General features: G+C 25.8%; 14 protein-coding genes. 12 read left to right on the top strand and 2 right to left on the bottom strand.

The window, feature by feature from the left end; all coding sequences use genetic code 11:
- The first annotated feature begins 404 nt into the window (after nucleotides 1–404).
- From APAC_RS09150 to APAC_RS09105, 10 genes are all read left to right on the top strand, one after another.
- Entirely contained in the window at nucleotides 405–2621 is a 2217-nt protein-coding gene (locus APAC_RS09150) for a type I restriction-modification system subunit M (RefSeq protein ID WP_130233810.1), read from the top strand.
- Nucleotides 2618–3859, top strand: coding sequence for a restriction endonuclease subunit S (locus APAC_RS09145; RefSeq protein WP_130233809.1), 1242 nt, complete (start codon nucleotides 2618–2620; stop codon nucleotides 3857–3859). Before APAC_RS09150 ends, APAC_RS09145 begins: the two co-directional genes overlap by 4 nt.
- A gap of 39 nt (nucleotides 3860–3898) precedes the next feature.
- The gene (locus tag APAC_RS09140; RefSeq protein WP_130233808.1) at nucleotides 3899–4525 is read left to right on the top strand and encodes a hypothetical protein; all 627 of its coding nucleotides are present in this window, start codon (nucleotides 3899–3901) and stop codon (nucleotides 4523–4525) included.
- Nucleotides 4525–5529 (top strand): hypothetical protein, encoded by a 1005-nt coding sequence (locus tag APAC_RS09135; protein WP_130233807.1) that lies wholly within the window; start codon nucleotides 4525–4527, stop codon nucleotides 5527–5529. Before APAC_RS09140 ends, APAC_RS09135 begins: the two co-directional genes overlap by 1 nt.
- A gap of 69 nt (nucleotides 5530–5598) precedes the next feature.
- Complete coding sequence (locus APAC_RS09130) at nucleotides 5599–6216, top strand: DUF6088 family protein (RefSeq protein WP_130233806.1); 618 nt, start codon at nucleotides 5599–5601, stop codon at nucleotides 6214–6216.
- Nucleotides 6209–7198, top strand: coding sequence for a nucleotidyl transferase AbiEii/AbiGii toxin family protein (locus tag APAC_RS09125; RefSeq protein ID WP_130233805.1), 990 nt, complete (start codon nucleotides 6209–6211; stop codon nucleotides 7196–7198). Before APAC_RS09130 ends, APAC_RS09125 begins: the two co-directional genes overlap by 8 nt.
- 9 nt (nucleotides 7199–7207) lie before the next feature.
- A complete protein-coding gene (locus APAC_RS09120) occupies nucleotides 7208–10333 on the top strand; it encodes a type I restriction endonuclease subunit R (protein ID WP_130233804.1) in 3126 nt (1041 codons plus the stop codon).
- Nucleotides 10323–10991, top strand: a complete 669-nt coding sequence (locus APAC_RS09115) for a M48 family metallopeptidase (RefSeq protein ID WP_170170146.1) — start codon at nucleotides 10323–10325, stop codon at nucleotides 10989–10991. Before APAC_RS09120 ends, APAC_RS09115 begins: the two co-directional genes overlap by 11 nt.
- 6 nt (nucleotides 10992–10997) lie before the next feature.
- Nucleotides 10998–12038, top strand: a complete 1041-nt coding sequence (locus APAC_RS09110) for a hypothetical protein (protein ID WP_130233802.1) — start codon at nucleotides 10998–11000, stop codon at nucleotides 12036–12038.
- Nucleotides 12039–12328: 290 nt separating this feature from the next.
- A complete protein-coding gene (locus APAC_RS09105) occupies nucleotides 12329–12883 on the top strand; it encodes a recombinase family protein (RefSeq protein ID WP_130233801.1) in 555 nt (184 codons plus the stop codon).
- 31 nt (nucleotides 12884–12914) lie between these two features.
- On the opposite strand, the gene APAC_RS09100 is transcribed toward APAC_RS09105, so the two are convergent.
- Nucleotides 12915–13118: a hypothetical protein gene (locus APAC_RS09100; protein WP_130233800.1), complete on the bottom strand. Its 204-nt coding sequence runs from the start codon at nucleotides 13116–13118 to the stop codon at nucleotides 12915–12917.
- Nucleotide 13119: 1 nt separating this feature from the next.
- The gene (locus APAC_RS09095) at nucleotides 13120–13359 is read right to left on the bottom strand and encodes a helix-turn-helix domain-containing protein (protein WP_130233799.1); all 240 of its coding nucleotides are present in this window, start codon (nucleotides 13357–13359) and stop codon (nucleotides 13120–13122) included.
- A 211-nt stretch (nucleotides 13360–13570) separates the two neighbouring features.
- Between APAC_RS09095 and APAC_RS09090 the strand changes: the two genes are divergently transcribed.
- Nucleotides 13571–13864, top strand: a complete 294-nt coding sequence (locus tag APAC_RS09090) for a hypothetical protein (RefSeq protein ID WP_130233798.1) — start codon at nucleotides 13571–13573, stop codon at nucleotides 13862–13864.
- A gap of 263 nt (nucleotides 13865–14127) precedes the next feature.
- Nucleotides 14128–14421: a hypothetical protein gene (locus tag APAC_RS09085; protein ID WP_130233797.1), complete on the top strand. Its 294-nt coding sequence runs from the start codon at nucleotides 14128–14130 to the stop codon at nucleotides 14419–14421.
- Nucleotides 14422–14471 lie beyond the last annotated feature (50 nt).

The following is a 14471-nucleotide window of genomic DNA, read 5'->3' as shown; positions in this document are numbered from 1 at the left end:
AGCCTTGCTGATATGAGCATGAAAAAGTATTAGCTAAAGTGATAGGGACTCATTCCAAGGGTATTAATTAAAAAGTTTGTGCAGATTATATGCCAAACTTTTTCCCTCCAGAGATCTAAATCCAGGGTATTAACAAACTAATTAATTATTTGACTCTTTATTATCTTTTTTAGATAAAACATAAGCTGCAATAGCAAGAGTAATTCCAAGTGTTAATTTAAATATTTCTTCTATAGTCATATTAGAAGGCTTTGATTATTAAATTATAACAAAAAAAGTAAATTGAGTCATTTCTGAGACATTTAAAAGATATAATATTTCAATTTATACATTGAATTAGTTACTAACTACAAATTAGATAAAATAAATACCTTTATAATACAAACAAATATGGAACATAATTAATGCAAAAACTAACACTTGGTCAATTAGAACAACATTTATTTTCAGCAGCTGATATCTTAAGAGGTAAGATGGAAGCTAGCGAATTCAAAGAATATATTTTTGGTATGTTGTTTTTAAAAAGACTTTCAGATCAATTTGATGTAGAGTATTCAAAAGTAAAAGAAGCTTATAAAAAAGATGGACATGATGAAGATACAATCGAAATATTATTACAAAGCCATACATTTACTTTTAATATTCCTCAAGAAGCTAGATGGCAAAATCTAAGACATCTAAAGAAAAATATTGGTGAAAACCTAAATGTGGCTTTAAGTTCAATAGAAGATGCAAATTTATCTTCACTTGAAGATGTTTTAAAACATATTGACTTTAATAAAAAAGTTGGTAACTCTAAAATTTCAGATTCTAAACTACAACAACTAATTCAACACTTTGATAAAGTAAGACTAAGAGATGAAGATTTTGAGTTTCCTGATCTTTTAGGTGCTGCTTATGAGTATTTAATCAAATATTTTGCAGATAGTGCAGGTAAAAAAGCAGGAGAGTTCTATACTCCAGGTGGAGTTGTAACTTTACTAACAAAACTTCTTGACCCAAAACCTGGAATGAGTATATATGATCCAACAGTTGGTAGTGGTGGTATGCTTATTCAAGCAAAAGAGCATATAAAAGAGATATATAACTCAGATAACTTCTCTTTATATGGTCAAGATGCAATTGCAACTACTTGGGCAATGTGTAAAATGAATATGATTTTACATGGTATTGTAAATGCGGATATTAAAAATGAAGATACTTTAGAAAAACCACTTCATACAAAAGATGGACAACTAATACAATTTGATAGAGTACTAGCTAATCCTCCATTTTCTCAAAACTATAAGAAAGCTGATTTGACATACAAAGAAAGATTTTCTCACTTTATGCCTGAAGGTGGTAAAAAAGGTGATTATATGTTTGTTCAACATATGATTGCTTCACTTAAATCTGATGGTAAGATGGGTGTAGTTATGCCCCATGGAGTTTTATTTAGAGGAAGTGAAGAGGGTAAATTTAGAGAACATCTAATCAAAGAAAGAGAAATCCTAGAAGCTGTAATAGGACTTCCAAGTGGACTTTTCTATGGTACTGGAATACCTGCATCACTTCTAATAATTAATAAAGCTAAAAAAGATGACAAAATACTATTTATAAATGCAGATGCAGAATATAAAGAGAGTAAAAATCAAAATCTTTTAAGAGCTGAAGATATTGAAAAAATTAATTATGTTTACCAAAACAAAGTAGAACTAGATAAATACTCAAAGCTAGTTTCACTAGAAGAACTTGAAAAAGAAGATTTTAATCTAAATATTAGAAGATATGTCGATAACACTCCACCAAGTGAACCCCACGATGTAAAAGCTCATATAAATGGTGGTATTCCAAAAATAGAATGGAATAAAACACTTATGGATAGTTTTAAAATAGATTCAAGTTTAGTATTTGAAAATAAAGATGAAAACTATTTCAAGTTTTTAAATGAAGTAGAAGAAAAACAAAATATAAGAGAATTACTTGAAAATTCACAAGTATTTATTACAACTGATGAAGAAGTAAAATCAATAGTTTCTTCTTGGTATGATGAGTATCAAAAATTAATAGATGAAAAGTCTAGTGATATAGCAACACTTTATACAAGTGGCTATGAACTTGTAGAAGAATTTTTTAAAGAAAATATTGTCTTAAATAAGTTCAAAATAAGAGGTATATTTGCTTCATGGTGGGTAAATAATAAGTTTGTTATCAAGTCAATAAAAAATAGTGGATATGACTATAATCTTTTAAGTGACAATTTTATATCAAATAATCAAGAATTTATATCATCTCTTAGTGAAACTCAAAAAGAACTACATTCTAAACTATTAGATTTATTTAAAAAATTAAAATCTCAAAAAGAAGAGAATGAGAAAATTGTAACTAGAGAAAAAATAGAAGAGCAAAAAGAGAAGCTTTTTGAAGATATTGTAAATATAAAAGATTGGATAGTTCTAGAACTTAAAACAGATGCTTTAAATATAGTAAATAGATATCTAAGTGAGAAAAAACAAGCTATTATAAAATCAATTGAAAACCTATGGGATAAATATCAAGTAAGTTTAAAAGAAATAGAAAATCAAAGAGATGAAGCTACGAATGAAATCAAATCATTTTTAAGCGAGTTGGGTTATTTATGAGTGAAGTAATAAATGTTCCTGATGAATGGGAGATAGATAGTTTTAAATCATTGAAAATAAAGTTAATTGATGGAGATAGAGGTAGTAATTATCCTAAAGATGAAGATTTTTTTGATCAAGGGCATTGTATCTTTTTAAGTGCAAAAAATGTAACAAAAAATGGTTTTAAATTTGATCAATTACAATTTATTAATAAAGAAAAAGATGACAAACTTAGAAAAGGAAAACTTGAAAGAAATGATATTGTATTAACAACTAGAGGTACAGTTGGTAACATATCTTATTTTAATAAGTCAGTTAAATATAACCATATTAGAATTAATTCTGGAATGATTATATTAAGAAATGAAAATAAAACATTAGTTACCGATTATTTATATAAATTTTTAAACTCTAATATTTTTGATAATCAAATAGGAAATACTGTATTTGGTAGTGCTCAACCTCAATTAACAGTTAAAGAAATTGAAAAGTTTTTTATGTTTTTTCCAAAAGAAAAAAAAGAACAAGAAAAAATTGCCAAAATTCTTTCAACTTTAGATACAGCTATTGAATCAACTCAAAAACTTATTGATAAAGAAAAAAATATCAAAAAAGGTTTGATGAGTGATTTACTTCAAAATGGTATAGATAAAAATGGAAAAATAAGAACTCCTAAAACTCACAAATACAAAGATAGTGAATTAGGTCCTATTCCTGAAGAATGGGAAGTTGATGTTGTTGAAAATCATTCAAAAATTATAACAGGGAATAAAGATACTCAGGATAGATTAGACGATGGAGTTTACCCATTTTATGTACGTTCTCAAACTGTAGAGAGGATTAATTCTTACTCTTTTGATGGTGAAGCAGTTTTAACTGCTGGGGATGGTGTTGGTGTAGGAAAAGTCTTTCATCATGTAAATGAAAAATTTGATTTTCATCAAAGAGTTTATTGTATACATGAATTTAGTATGAAGTTAGATTCAAAATTCTTTTTTGAATATTTCAAAACCTATTTTATTGAACAAGTAAATAAATATTCTGCAAAAGGTTCAGTTGATTCTGTCAGATACGATATGATTGCTTTAATGAACATTCCTATGCCTAATATAGATGAACAAATAAAAATTGCAAAAATATTAAATATTCAAGATAAAAAAATAGAAAAAGAAGAAGAAAATTTAGCAAAGCTAAAAGAGCTTAAAAAAGCTCTTATGAGTGATTTATTAAGTGGAAAAGTGAGGGTTAAAGTGTGATAGTGATAGAATATAATTCTCTTAATTTAAGGTTATTAAATGTATTGTAATAGTTTAATTAGTGATACTGATGTCGAAAATATTTATAAAGATGGTAAAATAATTTCAAAAAATATTTCACATAGTTTTAGTTCTGTTGATTGTTCAACAAAAAAAATTTTAATAATAGTTTTTGATAAGCACAATATAAATATGCTACATAGACCTATAGAGAGACTATATTTTCAGAATAAACAATTATTTTCAGATTCTAGTAAATCAGGAAAAGTTGTAAAACATGAATATTTTATGTTAAAAGATGAATTTCAAGGGAAAAACATAGCTTCAAATGTCCATGTAAAAGAGTTAGAAACATATAAAATAAATGGATTTTTAGAAATTCAATTAGATGCAGCGTGGGACGGTTTAGTTGTATGGAAAAAGTTATTTTACAATTTTGCGACGGTAAGAGATGAAAATCTGATAAAAGTTGCTATTCAAAGATATTTAAGAGAAGTGAAGAATATGTCTCTAGAAGAGATAGATAAAGCTATAAAAAATAATCCTTTTTCTATCAATCCTAGTTATTTAAAAGATAGAACAAATCCAGATAATGATTTTAAGCATTGGGTATATAAAAATTGTAAAGGTATTGGTCTTGCAAAAATGTATAAGGAGGTTGCATAATGAGTATTGAAGTAAAAGTTTATTTAACAAATATTAAAACTGAAGATAACTTATGTTTTCATACGATTGTAAACTCAAAAGATGATTATGATTTATTTTTTGATCTTAATGAGACTTATGAATCAATAATGATTGATGCATTAAATGGTAAATTAGAACTAGAATATTTAGATATAGGAAATTATGAAAAACAAACTTTTGAAATGCTTGATAATGGATATGAAGATAATTTAAGAACTTTTGTTGATTTTCTACAGGATTTTTATGGATTAACAGTTTCTATTGAAAATACAAGTTTTTGTGAGCATTTTGGTGTAAGGTTAGTTGGAGCTGGGTTTAGAGGTAATCAAAATAGTCCTATGCTTGAAACTGCACAATTTAATGCTATGAATAGTATTCACGGAATAAAAACTCAATTATTTACTCCTATTAATAATCCTGAATATAGAAGTGATGATATTTATATTAAAAAAGCTCATGGAAGTTTAAAATTAATTTTAGAATCAACTAAAAGATATGAAGAACCTATTAATTTCATTCGTTCAATATATGATGATATAGAAAATGAAGAGATTAATCCTTTTAAATTTGATGATAAGGATCAACAATACAGATATCAATCTATAATAAAGAATTTAAATGATTTAAATAGTCAAAAAAGGTTAAAAGAATTTTTTATTATTATAGATGGTGTTGAGTTTGAAATTACAAAAAGAGCTTATTTAAAGCAACAAACAAAAAATATATATAATGAAAATATTGAAATAATTGGTATTTTTGAAGCATACAAACAAAGAACAAATTCATTTGAAATGTATTCTGATGGTATAGGTAAATTTTATTGTCATTTAGAAAATCTGTCAAGAACAAATTTTACTCAATTTGAAAATGTATTAAATTTATTAAAAGATCTAAATAGTTTTGATTCTAATAGAATTAAAGTATATGGAGAAAAAATAAAACCACAAACTATAAATGTTACGAATATAGAAGTATTGAGTTAGCTTTATAAAGTAATATAAATCTAGAAAAAGATATACTTTTTTCTAGAAAAATATTTTAAGGATATACTCTTGAATCTCTATGAAAAGGTATTTTATTTTATTGCAGGTCATGGAAGGGGTTGGTCTTTTTCATCAAGTGATTTGATACATAAGTTTACTAGACAAGAAATAGACAATACTTTATCAGATTTAGTTGAAAAAGGAAAGATAAGAAGAGTGTCTAGAGGTATTTATGACTATCCAAAATATAGTGAACTTCTAAAAACTAATCTTTCTCCTGATATAGAACAAGTAGCACATGCTTATGCTAGAAAATTTAACTGGCAAATTGAAGTTAGTGGTGATACAGCTTTAAATATTTTAGGACTATCAACTCAAATAGTTGGTAATTATATTTATCTATCAAATGGTCCATCAAAAAAATATGAAATACTAAATAAGATAAATATTCAGTTTAAAAAATCAGCATTAAAAAATATTGGATTTAAATATAAAGAGAGTTCTTTAATAGTTCAAGCTTTAAAAACTCTTGGAAAAGAAAATATTACAAATGAAACTATCTTAAAAATTCAAAAACAAATAGATGAAAAGATGTATGACAAAATATTAAAAGACACAAAAACATCAACAGATTGGATATATGAGATTATAAAAGAGATTTGCAGCAAAAAGAGTGATAATGAATAGAATAATTGAATTAAGTAATGAAGAAAGAGAACAACTTTTTAGTGAGTCTGCTGTTAGAACTGGTGCAACACCTGCAATTGTCGAAAAAGATTTTTGGGTTGTATGGGTACTTGATAAAATCTTTAAAGATGATAGATTAAATAAAATTTTGATGTTTAAAGGTGGTACTTCTTTATCTAAAGTATTTAATCTAATAGGAAGGTTTTCAGAAGACATTGATTTAATCCTTGATTGGAGAGAAGTTACAAAAGATGATCCTAAAGAAGATAAAGATAGTAAAAATAAACAAGTAAAATTTAATCAGCAAGTAAATGAAAATGCAATTATTTATATAAATGAAGTGCTATTACCTATAGTTCAAGATTTATTAAGTCCAACATGTACTTGTAAGATAGATGAAGAAAATCCTTTTAATATAAATATCTCATATCCTGCAACATTCAAAGATGGATATTTAAGAAATGAAATACTTCTTGAAATAGGACCTTTAGCTTCTTGGACGCCTTCAGATACTTTTGAAATATCTGCTTATGTAGTTGATTCTTTTCCAATACTATTTGAACAACATGTATGTAAGGTAAATGCAATACTAGCTAAAAGAACATTTTGGGAGAAAGCTACAATCTTACATCAAGAAGCAAATAGAAGTGAAGATAAAAAGCTTCCAATTAGATATTCAAGACACTATTATGATTTAGCAATGATGGCAAAATCATCTGTAAAAGATGAAGCATTATTAGATATTGATTTACTAAAACAAGTAGTCGATTTTAAACTAAAGTTTTATCCTGCAACTTGGGCAAAGTTTGAAGATGCAAAACCAGGAACTATAAAACTTACTCCATCAGATATTCATATCAAAGATTTAGAGAAAGATTATAAAGCTATGGAAAATATGATATTTGATAAGAAATTAACTTTTGAAGAGATATTAGAAACATTAAAAAATTTAGAGGATGAAATAAATTCATTAGGTAAATAAAGGACATCTATGAGTAGTTGGATTAGAGAAGCAGCTTTTGTTGAAAATAAGTTTTTAGAACAACTTGAAAGTTTAGGTTGGAATACATTAGTAATTGAAGATAATGATAATAAACATAGAACTTCTAAAGCACTTCTTGGAAGAGCAACTTTTAAAGATGTAATTTTAGAAGATGTTTTATCTCAAAAAATAAAAGATATTAATGGAACTTGGCTTAGAGATGAACAAATAAAAGAAGTTATTTCAACTCTTAAAAATATAAACCACTCAACACTCTTTGAAAATAACCTTGCTTCTACTGAACTACTACTTGAAAATACATCTGTAGATATAAATCATGAAACAGGAGTAAAATCTCCAACAGTAAAATATATAGATTTTGATGATATATCTAATAATCACTTTTTAGCAATATCACAATTTATGATTGATGGAGCACAAACTATTATCCCTGATATAACTCTATTTGTAAATGGTATTCCTTTAGTTGTAATAGAGTGTAAAGCACCAGATATAACAGATCCAATACATGAAGGTGTTAATCAATTAAAAAGGTATATGAATACAAGAGGTACTCAACAAAGTGAAGGTGCTTCAAAACTATTTAACACAAATGCATTTGTTGTAGTTAGTTGTAGAACACAAGCTAAAAGTGGAACAATTAGCTCAAATTTGGAACACTATCTGAGTTGGAAAGATCCATATCCAAAAAGTTTAGATGAATTTGGAAAAGATGAACAAGATATTTTAGTAGCAGGTATGCTTGATAAACAAAATCTACTTGAGATTATGAGAAATTTTATTATTGTTATGGGTAGTGGTAGAAAAAGAGTAAAAGTAGTTTGTAGATATCAACAATATAGAGCAGTTAAGAAAACTATAAAAAGGATACTTGAATCAGAAACTTTAGAAGATAGAAATGGTGTGATTTGGCATACACAAGGAAGTGGTAAATCTCTTACTATGGTATTTTTAGTTAGATATTCTAGAACTATAAAAGAACTACAAGATTATAAGATTTTATTTATAGTTGATAGAAGTGATTTGCAAGAGCAACTTGAAGAAACAGCAACTTTAATTGGTGAAGAAATACTTGTAGCATCAAATGGAAGTGATTTAAAGAAAAAACTATCCAATGACATTAGTAATATCAATATGACCATGATGCAAAAGTTTTCTGAAGGTGAATTTGAAAAAGCCAGTGATGGTATTGATACATCAAAAGTAATTGTACTTATTGATGAAGCACATAGGACACAGTACTCAAAATTTGGTTCAGCACTTAGACTAGCACTTCCTGATGCAGTGAAAATTGCTTTTACTGGTACTCCTGTATCTAAAACTGTAGGTTCTTTTGGAAGTTATATTGATACTTATAAAATAAAAGAAGCAGTAGAAGATGGTGCAACAGTTCCAATTATATATGAAGGAATGACTTCAAAAGATACTATAAAAAATAGAGGTGAATTTGATGGTAAGTTTGAAGATTTATTTGCAGATTTAACAAAAGAACAAATAGAGTTAATAAAAAAGAAATACGGAACAAAAGGGGATATTCTAGAAGCTCCTAAAAGAATAGAAGTTATTGCTAAAAATATGGTAGAACATTATATTCAAAATATTTTACCAAATGGCTATAAAGCACAAGTAGTAAGCTCTTCGAGAAAAGCTGCAATAGTTTATAATGAAGCTTTAAAAAAGGCATTAAAAGAGTATTATGAAGATTTAGAAGATAGTAATCCATATAAAAAATTGATAGGTAAATTAGATTCTACAGTCGTAATTTCTTCAAAACACAATGATAATGCTGATCAATTTCCAAAAGAATTTAGTACAAAATCTCATAAAGATAACTCAGTAGCAAGCTTTAAAAAGCCTTTATTTACTACTTCTCCTTTAGAATCTTCAACTGAAGATATATTTGATCCTTTAAAAACATCACAATTAGCATTTTTAGTTGTAAGTGATATGTTATTGACAGGTTTTGATGCACCTATTGAGCAAGTAATGTATTTAGATAAAAAGTTAACTGCTCATAATTTACTTCAAGCAATAGCTAGGGTAAATAGAACATATGAAGGTAAAACTAGAGGATTGATTGTAGATTATTATGGAGTAGGGGCTCATTTAAAAGAAGCACTTGCTAATTATGAAGATGCAGATGTAGAAGATGTTATGCAAGACTTTTCAAGTGAACTATCTCAGCTAGAACTTGCTCATAGAAAAGCAATACAGTTTTTTAGTGAAAATAAAATAGAAGAGATAAGTGAACAAACTATTGAAGATGCAGTTATATTATTAGCCGATGAAAAACTAAGAGCAGAGTTTAAAGTCTTATATAAAACATTTACAAAACTAATAGATTTTATTCTTCCTCATCCTATAAAAAGATATTTTTTAGATGATGCTAAAGTATTAGGACTTATTAAAAATGAGGCACATAGAAGATATAGAGATGAAGAATTGTACATTGAAGGAATTGGAGAAAAGGTTAAAAAACTTATAAATGAACACTTAGAAAGTGAAGGGATTGAAACAAAAGTTAGACCTATATCAATATTTGATGAAGAGTTTGAAAAAGCGTTGAATGGAAGACCAAATAAAGCAGTTGCTTCTGAAATGGAACATGCTTTGAGATATACAATTAGAATTAATTTAGAGAAAGACCCAATACATTACAAATCATTAGCTGAGAAGTTAGAAAAGATTATTGCAGAGCATAAAGGTGAATGGGATAAGCTAGTTGAAAAATTGTCTAAATTTAAAGAAGATATGAAAGATGGTAGAGAAGTTCTTGCTGTATTTAAAGAAATGAAATGTAATGTTTGTATGGCTTATAATGATATGTTTGAAAGTTTCTATAATGAGGATGAATTGACTGCTGAGATTAAAATTATAATCATAGAATTAGTAATTGAAAGTGTACAAGCAACTTCAAGAGAAATTCAAAGAGTTGACTTTTGGGGATCAACAGGAGAAAATGCTAGACACAATTTAGAAAATCAATTAGTAAGAATGATAGCTACAACTAAGCAAAGTAATTTGATAAAAAATATGTCATCAATTAAAGAGCAATTTATGAGTATATCAAAAGAAAATCAAAAGGCTTTAGAGGAGTTAAATATTGCTAATTGATTATGAATTAATAAGATCAGATAGAAAAAGTATAACAATTACAATAGATAGAGATAGTAAAGTAATAGTTAATGCTCCAGAGAATTTAAATGAAGAAGAAATAGAAAAATATATTTATAAAAAAAGATTATGGATTTGGGAAAAATTGGCTATTAAAAAATCAGCTAATGAAGATATCTTTGAAAAGAAGTTTGTATCAGGTGAAAGTTTTAGTTATTTAGGACGAAATTATAGGTTGCAAATTATTGAAGAGAATGATGATTTGAAGCTTAAAAGTGGTTGGTTTATTTTAGGAAAAAGAAAACAATCTAAAGCAAAAGAGATATTTAAAGATTGGTATTCAATTCATTTAAAGAATAAAATAGAAGAACGGTTAGAGCTAATTTGTAATGAAAAAAGAATTGAAAAACCAACTTTTAGGATTATGGAATTAGGTTTTAGGTGGGGGTCTTGTACAAAAGAGGGTAGTTTAAATTTTAATTGGAAAATTGCTATGGCTCCATTAAGTATAATAGATTATGTAATAGTTCATGAAATAGTTCACTTAAAAGAACATACTCATAATGAAAAGTTTTGGAAAGAATTATCAAAACTTATGCCAAATTATCTGGAAAAAAAAGAGTGGCTTAGATTAAATGGTCATAAATTGGATATTTAAAATAAAATGCAATTAGATTTTAACTCAATATTTTGGAAAACATGGGGCGTAAATCATAGAGTTTATACCTTTGAAGATGTTTATCGTATCAAAAACAAAGACACAAATAAAGAAAAAAAGAAATTCTTTAAATTTAAAAATTCTCAAAATATGAGGGATGATGATTTTATAGAGTTATTATATAAAGAGGCAAATATATTTTATCTTTTATTTGATAACTTGTTTTATAAAGTTGAAAATGATATTAGTTTAGAGTTTATTAAAGAGTTAAACAATATTACATTTACCTATAGATTTTTAGATATATTTGAAATACAAAATATTGAAAAGACAGTGAATATATTTTCTTTTCAGATTGCATATATTTTAGAAAATATTAGTAAATTAGGTATTAATATTTCACTTTTCGAAGAGTCTTTAAAAACAAATAGTTTTAAACCATATATTCTTAATTATGGAAAAATATCTAATAAAAATCAAAATGGTATTGCACATGATTTACATACTACATTTTATAATCTAAGTGAAGTGATGTCAGCAAACTATCATTCTGATATGAAAGATATTGATCAGACTAAAGTTTTTGTAAATAATTTAATAAAATGGAATAAAGGTAGTCTTCCTGAGTTTTTTAAAATTATAGTCATGAATGTAGTTTTTTTCTCAAAAAAGCAAAAATATGAGCAAAGATCACAATTAATCTTAATGTTAATTTTAAGAGCATTATTGCATATAAAAAGAGAATTTAATATTGATGAAGAAATTGAAGATCAATTTTTAGAAAAATTAGAGAATTTTAGAAAAATCATTAAAGAAAAAATAGATAATAAAGACTTTGAAAAATTAAATAAGTTTAAACTAAAGTATTGTATAGATTTTAAAAAAGTACTTTCTGAACAAAATAATAGTGATAGTTTTGATTTAAATATTTTGTTTAAATACACTGTACCATTTTTCTCAGATATTGACAAAGTTAATATTGAAGATGATTTATTAAATAAGATGATTAAGTATTTTAAAAAATACAAAGTGGCACTGCTAGAATGACTTTGACCTTGAAATATGATTTATAATTCTTTTACATTAATTAAAAAGGAAAGAAAATGTCAAAATCAAATACAAGACCATTTAATGGACCAAGTACTAAACCAAATATACCTTCAGGAAAGGGCAGGGGGAATAATCCTCCTAAAAGATAAATACTCTAACGGAAAACATCTGTTTTCCGATACCCTCTACCAAAATCTAAAAATCTTTAAAAAACCACCAAATAAATATACGAAAAACTATATCGGATTATGATATAATACGAAAACATTAATTAAAAGGTTTTCCGTATGCTTATTGGATATACAAGAGTTTCAACTGATGATCAAAATCTAAATCTTCAAAAAGATGCATTAAAAAAATATGGTGTTGATGAAAGAAATATTTTTAGTGATAAAACATCTGGTTCTAAAGATAAAAGAGTTGGCCTTGATGAAACCTTAGAATTTTTAAAAGAGGGTGATACTTTAGTTGTTTGGAAATTAGATAGATTAGGAAGAAGTCTGGCTCATTTAATAAATGTAATTTCATCTTTAAAACAAAGAAATATCTCTTTTGTATCTATAACAGAAGGTATGGATACAACAACAGCTTCAGGTGAACTGTTTTTTCATATATTTGGAGCATTAGCACAATTTGAAAGATCTTTAATTCAAGAAAGAGTAAAAGCTGGATTAGAATCAGCTAAAAAAAGAGGAAAAATTGGCGGAAGGCCAAGAGCAATTAGTGATGAAAAATTAGAAATAATAAAAAAAGCTTTAGATGATGGAATGAGTAAAGCTGCTGCTTGCAGAACCTTTAATGTTAAAAGAAGTACTTTGATTGATAGTTTGAATAGAGAATAATTTGTATAAAATTAGATTAAACTTAATAATCCTAAAACCACCCAAGTAAAAACTTCCTAACTTTGGGATTATCTCCATTTTCAAATATAAAATGTAAACCAAATCCAAGAGTTAATATAAATAAAGCTACTGCATAATCAACTATACTATTTGAATAAAACATTAAATATAATGGTGTAACTATGTAAAGTAAAAATAAGAATGTATATGTAACTTTTTTGTATCTATCAAACATCTTATTTTTCCTTTAACTTTTCCATTGCATTAAATACCTCATTTATTAAATAATCATATTTTCTTGATTTGTCATAATGCTCTAAAAATGGTCCTACCCACTTTGGAACTGGTATTATCTTCCCATTCATGTTAAATCCCCAATTGTTAATTGTAGAATAGGGTGTATCTGATATACTTGAAAAATCCCTCTGTGATAAACCTAATTTTTTTAAACTTGCATTAAACTCTTCTTTTGTCATAAAAACTCTCTTTTTTTCTGTATTAAATGAATTATATCATATTAATTTTTATATGAAATATTTAAAAATCAGTAAAAATATCTATAATAGACTAATATAGATATTAATTAATCTATTATAGATAAAAATATCTTGACAAATGATTCTTATTTAGATTATAATATATCTATAAATATCTATTATGGATATTAAATAAAAAGAAAGGAATCAAATGGAAAATGAAAAAAGAAGAATCAAATATTTTATTGTAAATACTAAAGTTCAAATGGAGTTTTTTATTATATGTATAATAGCTCTTCTTCCAATTGTTCTTTTATATTTTCATCTTAACTTTAGAAATGAATTAATAAATGATTTTAATAACAATAAAATTTTAACTTGTAAAACTAGAGAATTAATACTTGATGTTTCAAAGGAAGATAATTATGTTCTTGATGATTATTATATTGTAAAAGGTGAAACAAAAATTTCCATCTCAAAATGTGAAGTAAAGGAGGGTGATTAAAATGATACCAAAAGATTTTATATATAAATGTATGTTTGTGTTTTTATATGATTTTACAAAGGGATTTAAAAGTTTGCTATTTATACTATTGCTATATATATTTTTACTAATTTATTTTTCAATAAATGATACATATGTCATTATCTCTTTTGTAATAATTTATATGATTTTATTTATTAGAGGATTTGATGTAAATAAAACACTAAATAAAGAGTTTAAAAGATATAAAAAATACCTAAGATTAAAAAGAATAAGGAAACACCATGGAAAAGATAAATGAAGAGTGTAAAAAAGAGAAAGAAAAGTTCTTTTCAATATTAAAAAGAGTCATTTTTACATTAACTATTATCTTAATATTTTTACTACTTATTAAATATCAAAGAGATAATGAACAAAAAATTATTGATGCATTTAATGATAATAAAGAATTAATTTGTAAATCTTCTATTGTTTCATTATCAAAGGGATATAAATTTGAAAAAAATAGTGAAGATTTAATTAGTAATGGTGTAGATATATTTAATATTAAAAGATGTACGTTAAGATATGAGGATTAAAATATGTGTAATTTTTATAAAACTATGAATAAACTATTTTTAGAATTAGC

Source organism: Malaciobacter pacificus (assembly GCF_004214795.1).
GTDB classification, from domain to species: Bacteria; Campylobacterota; Campylobacteria; order Campylobacterales; family Arcobacteraceae; genus Malaciobacter_A; species Malaciobacter_A pacificus.
This window is presented reverse-complemented; position numbering and strand designations above follow the sequence as displayed.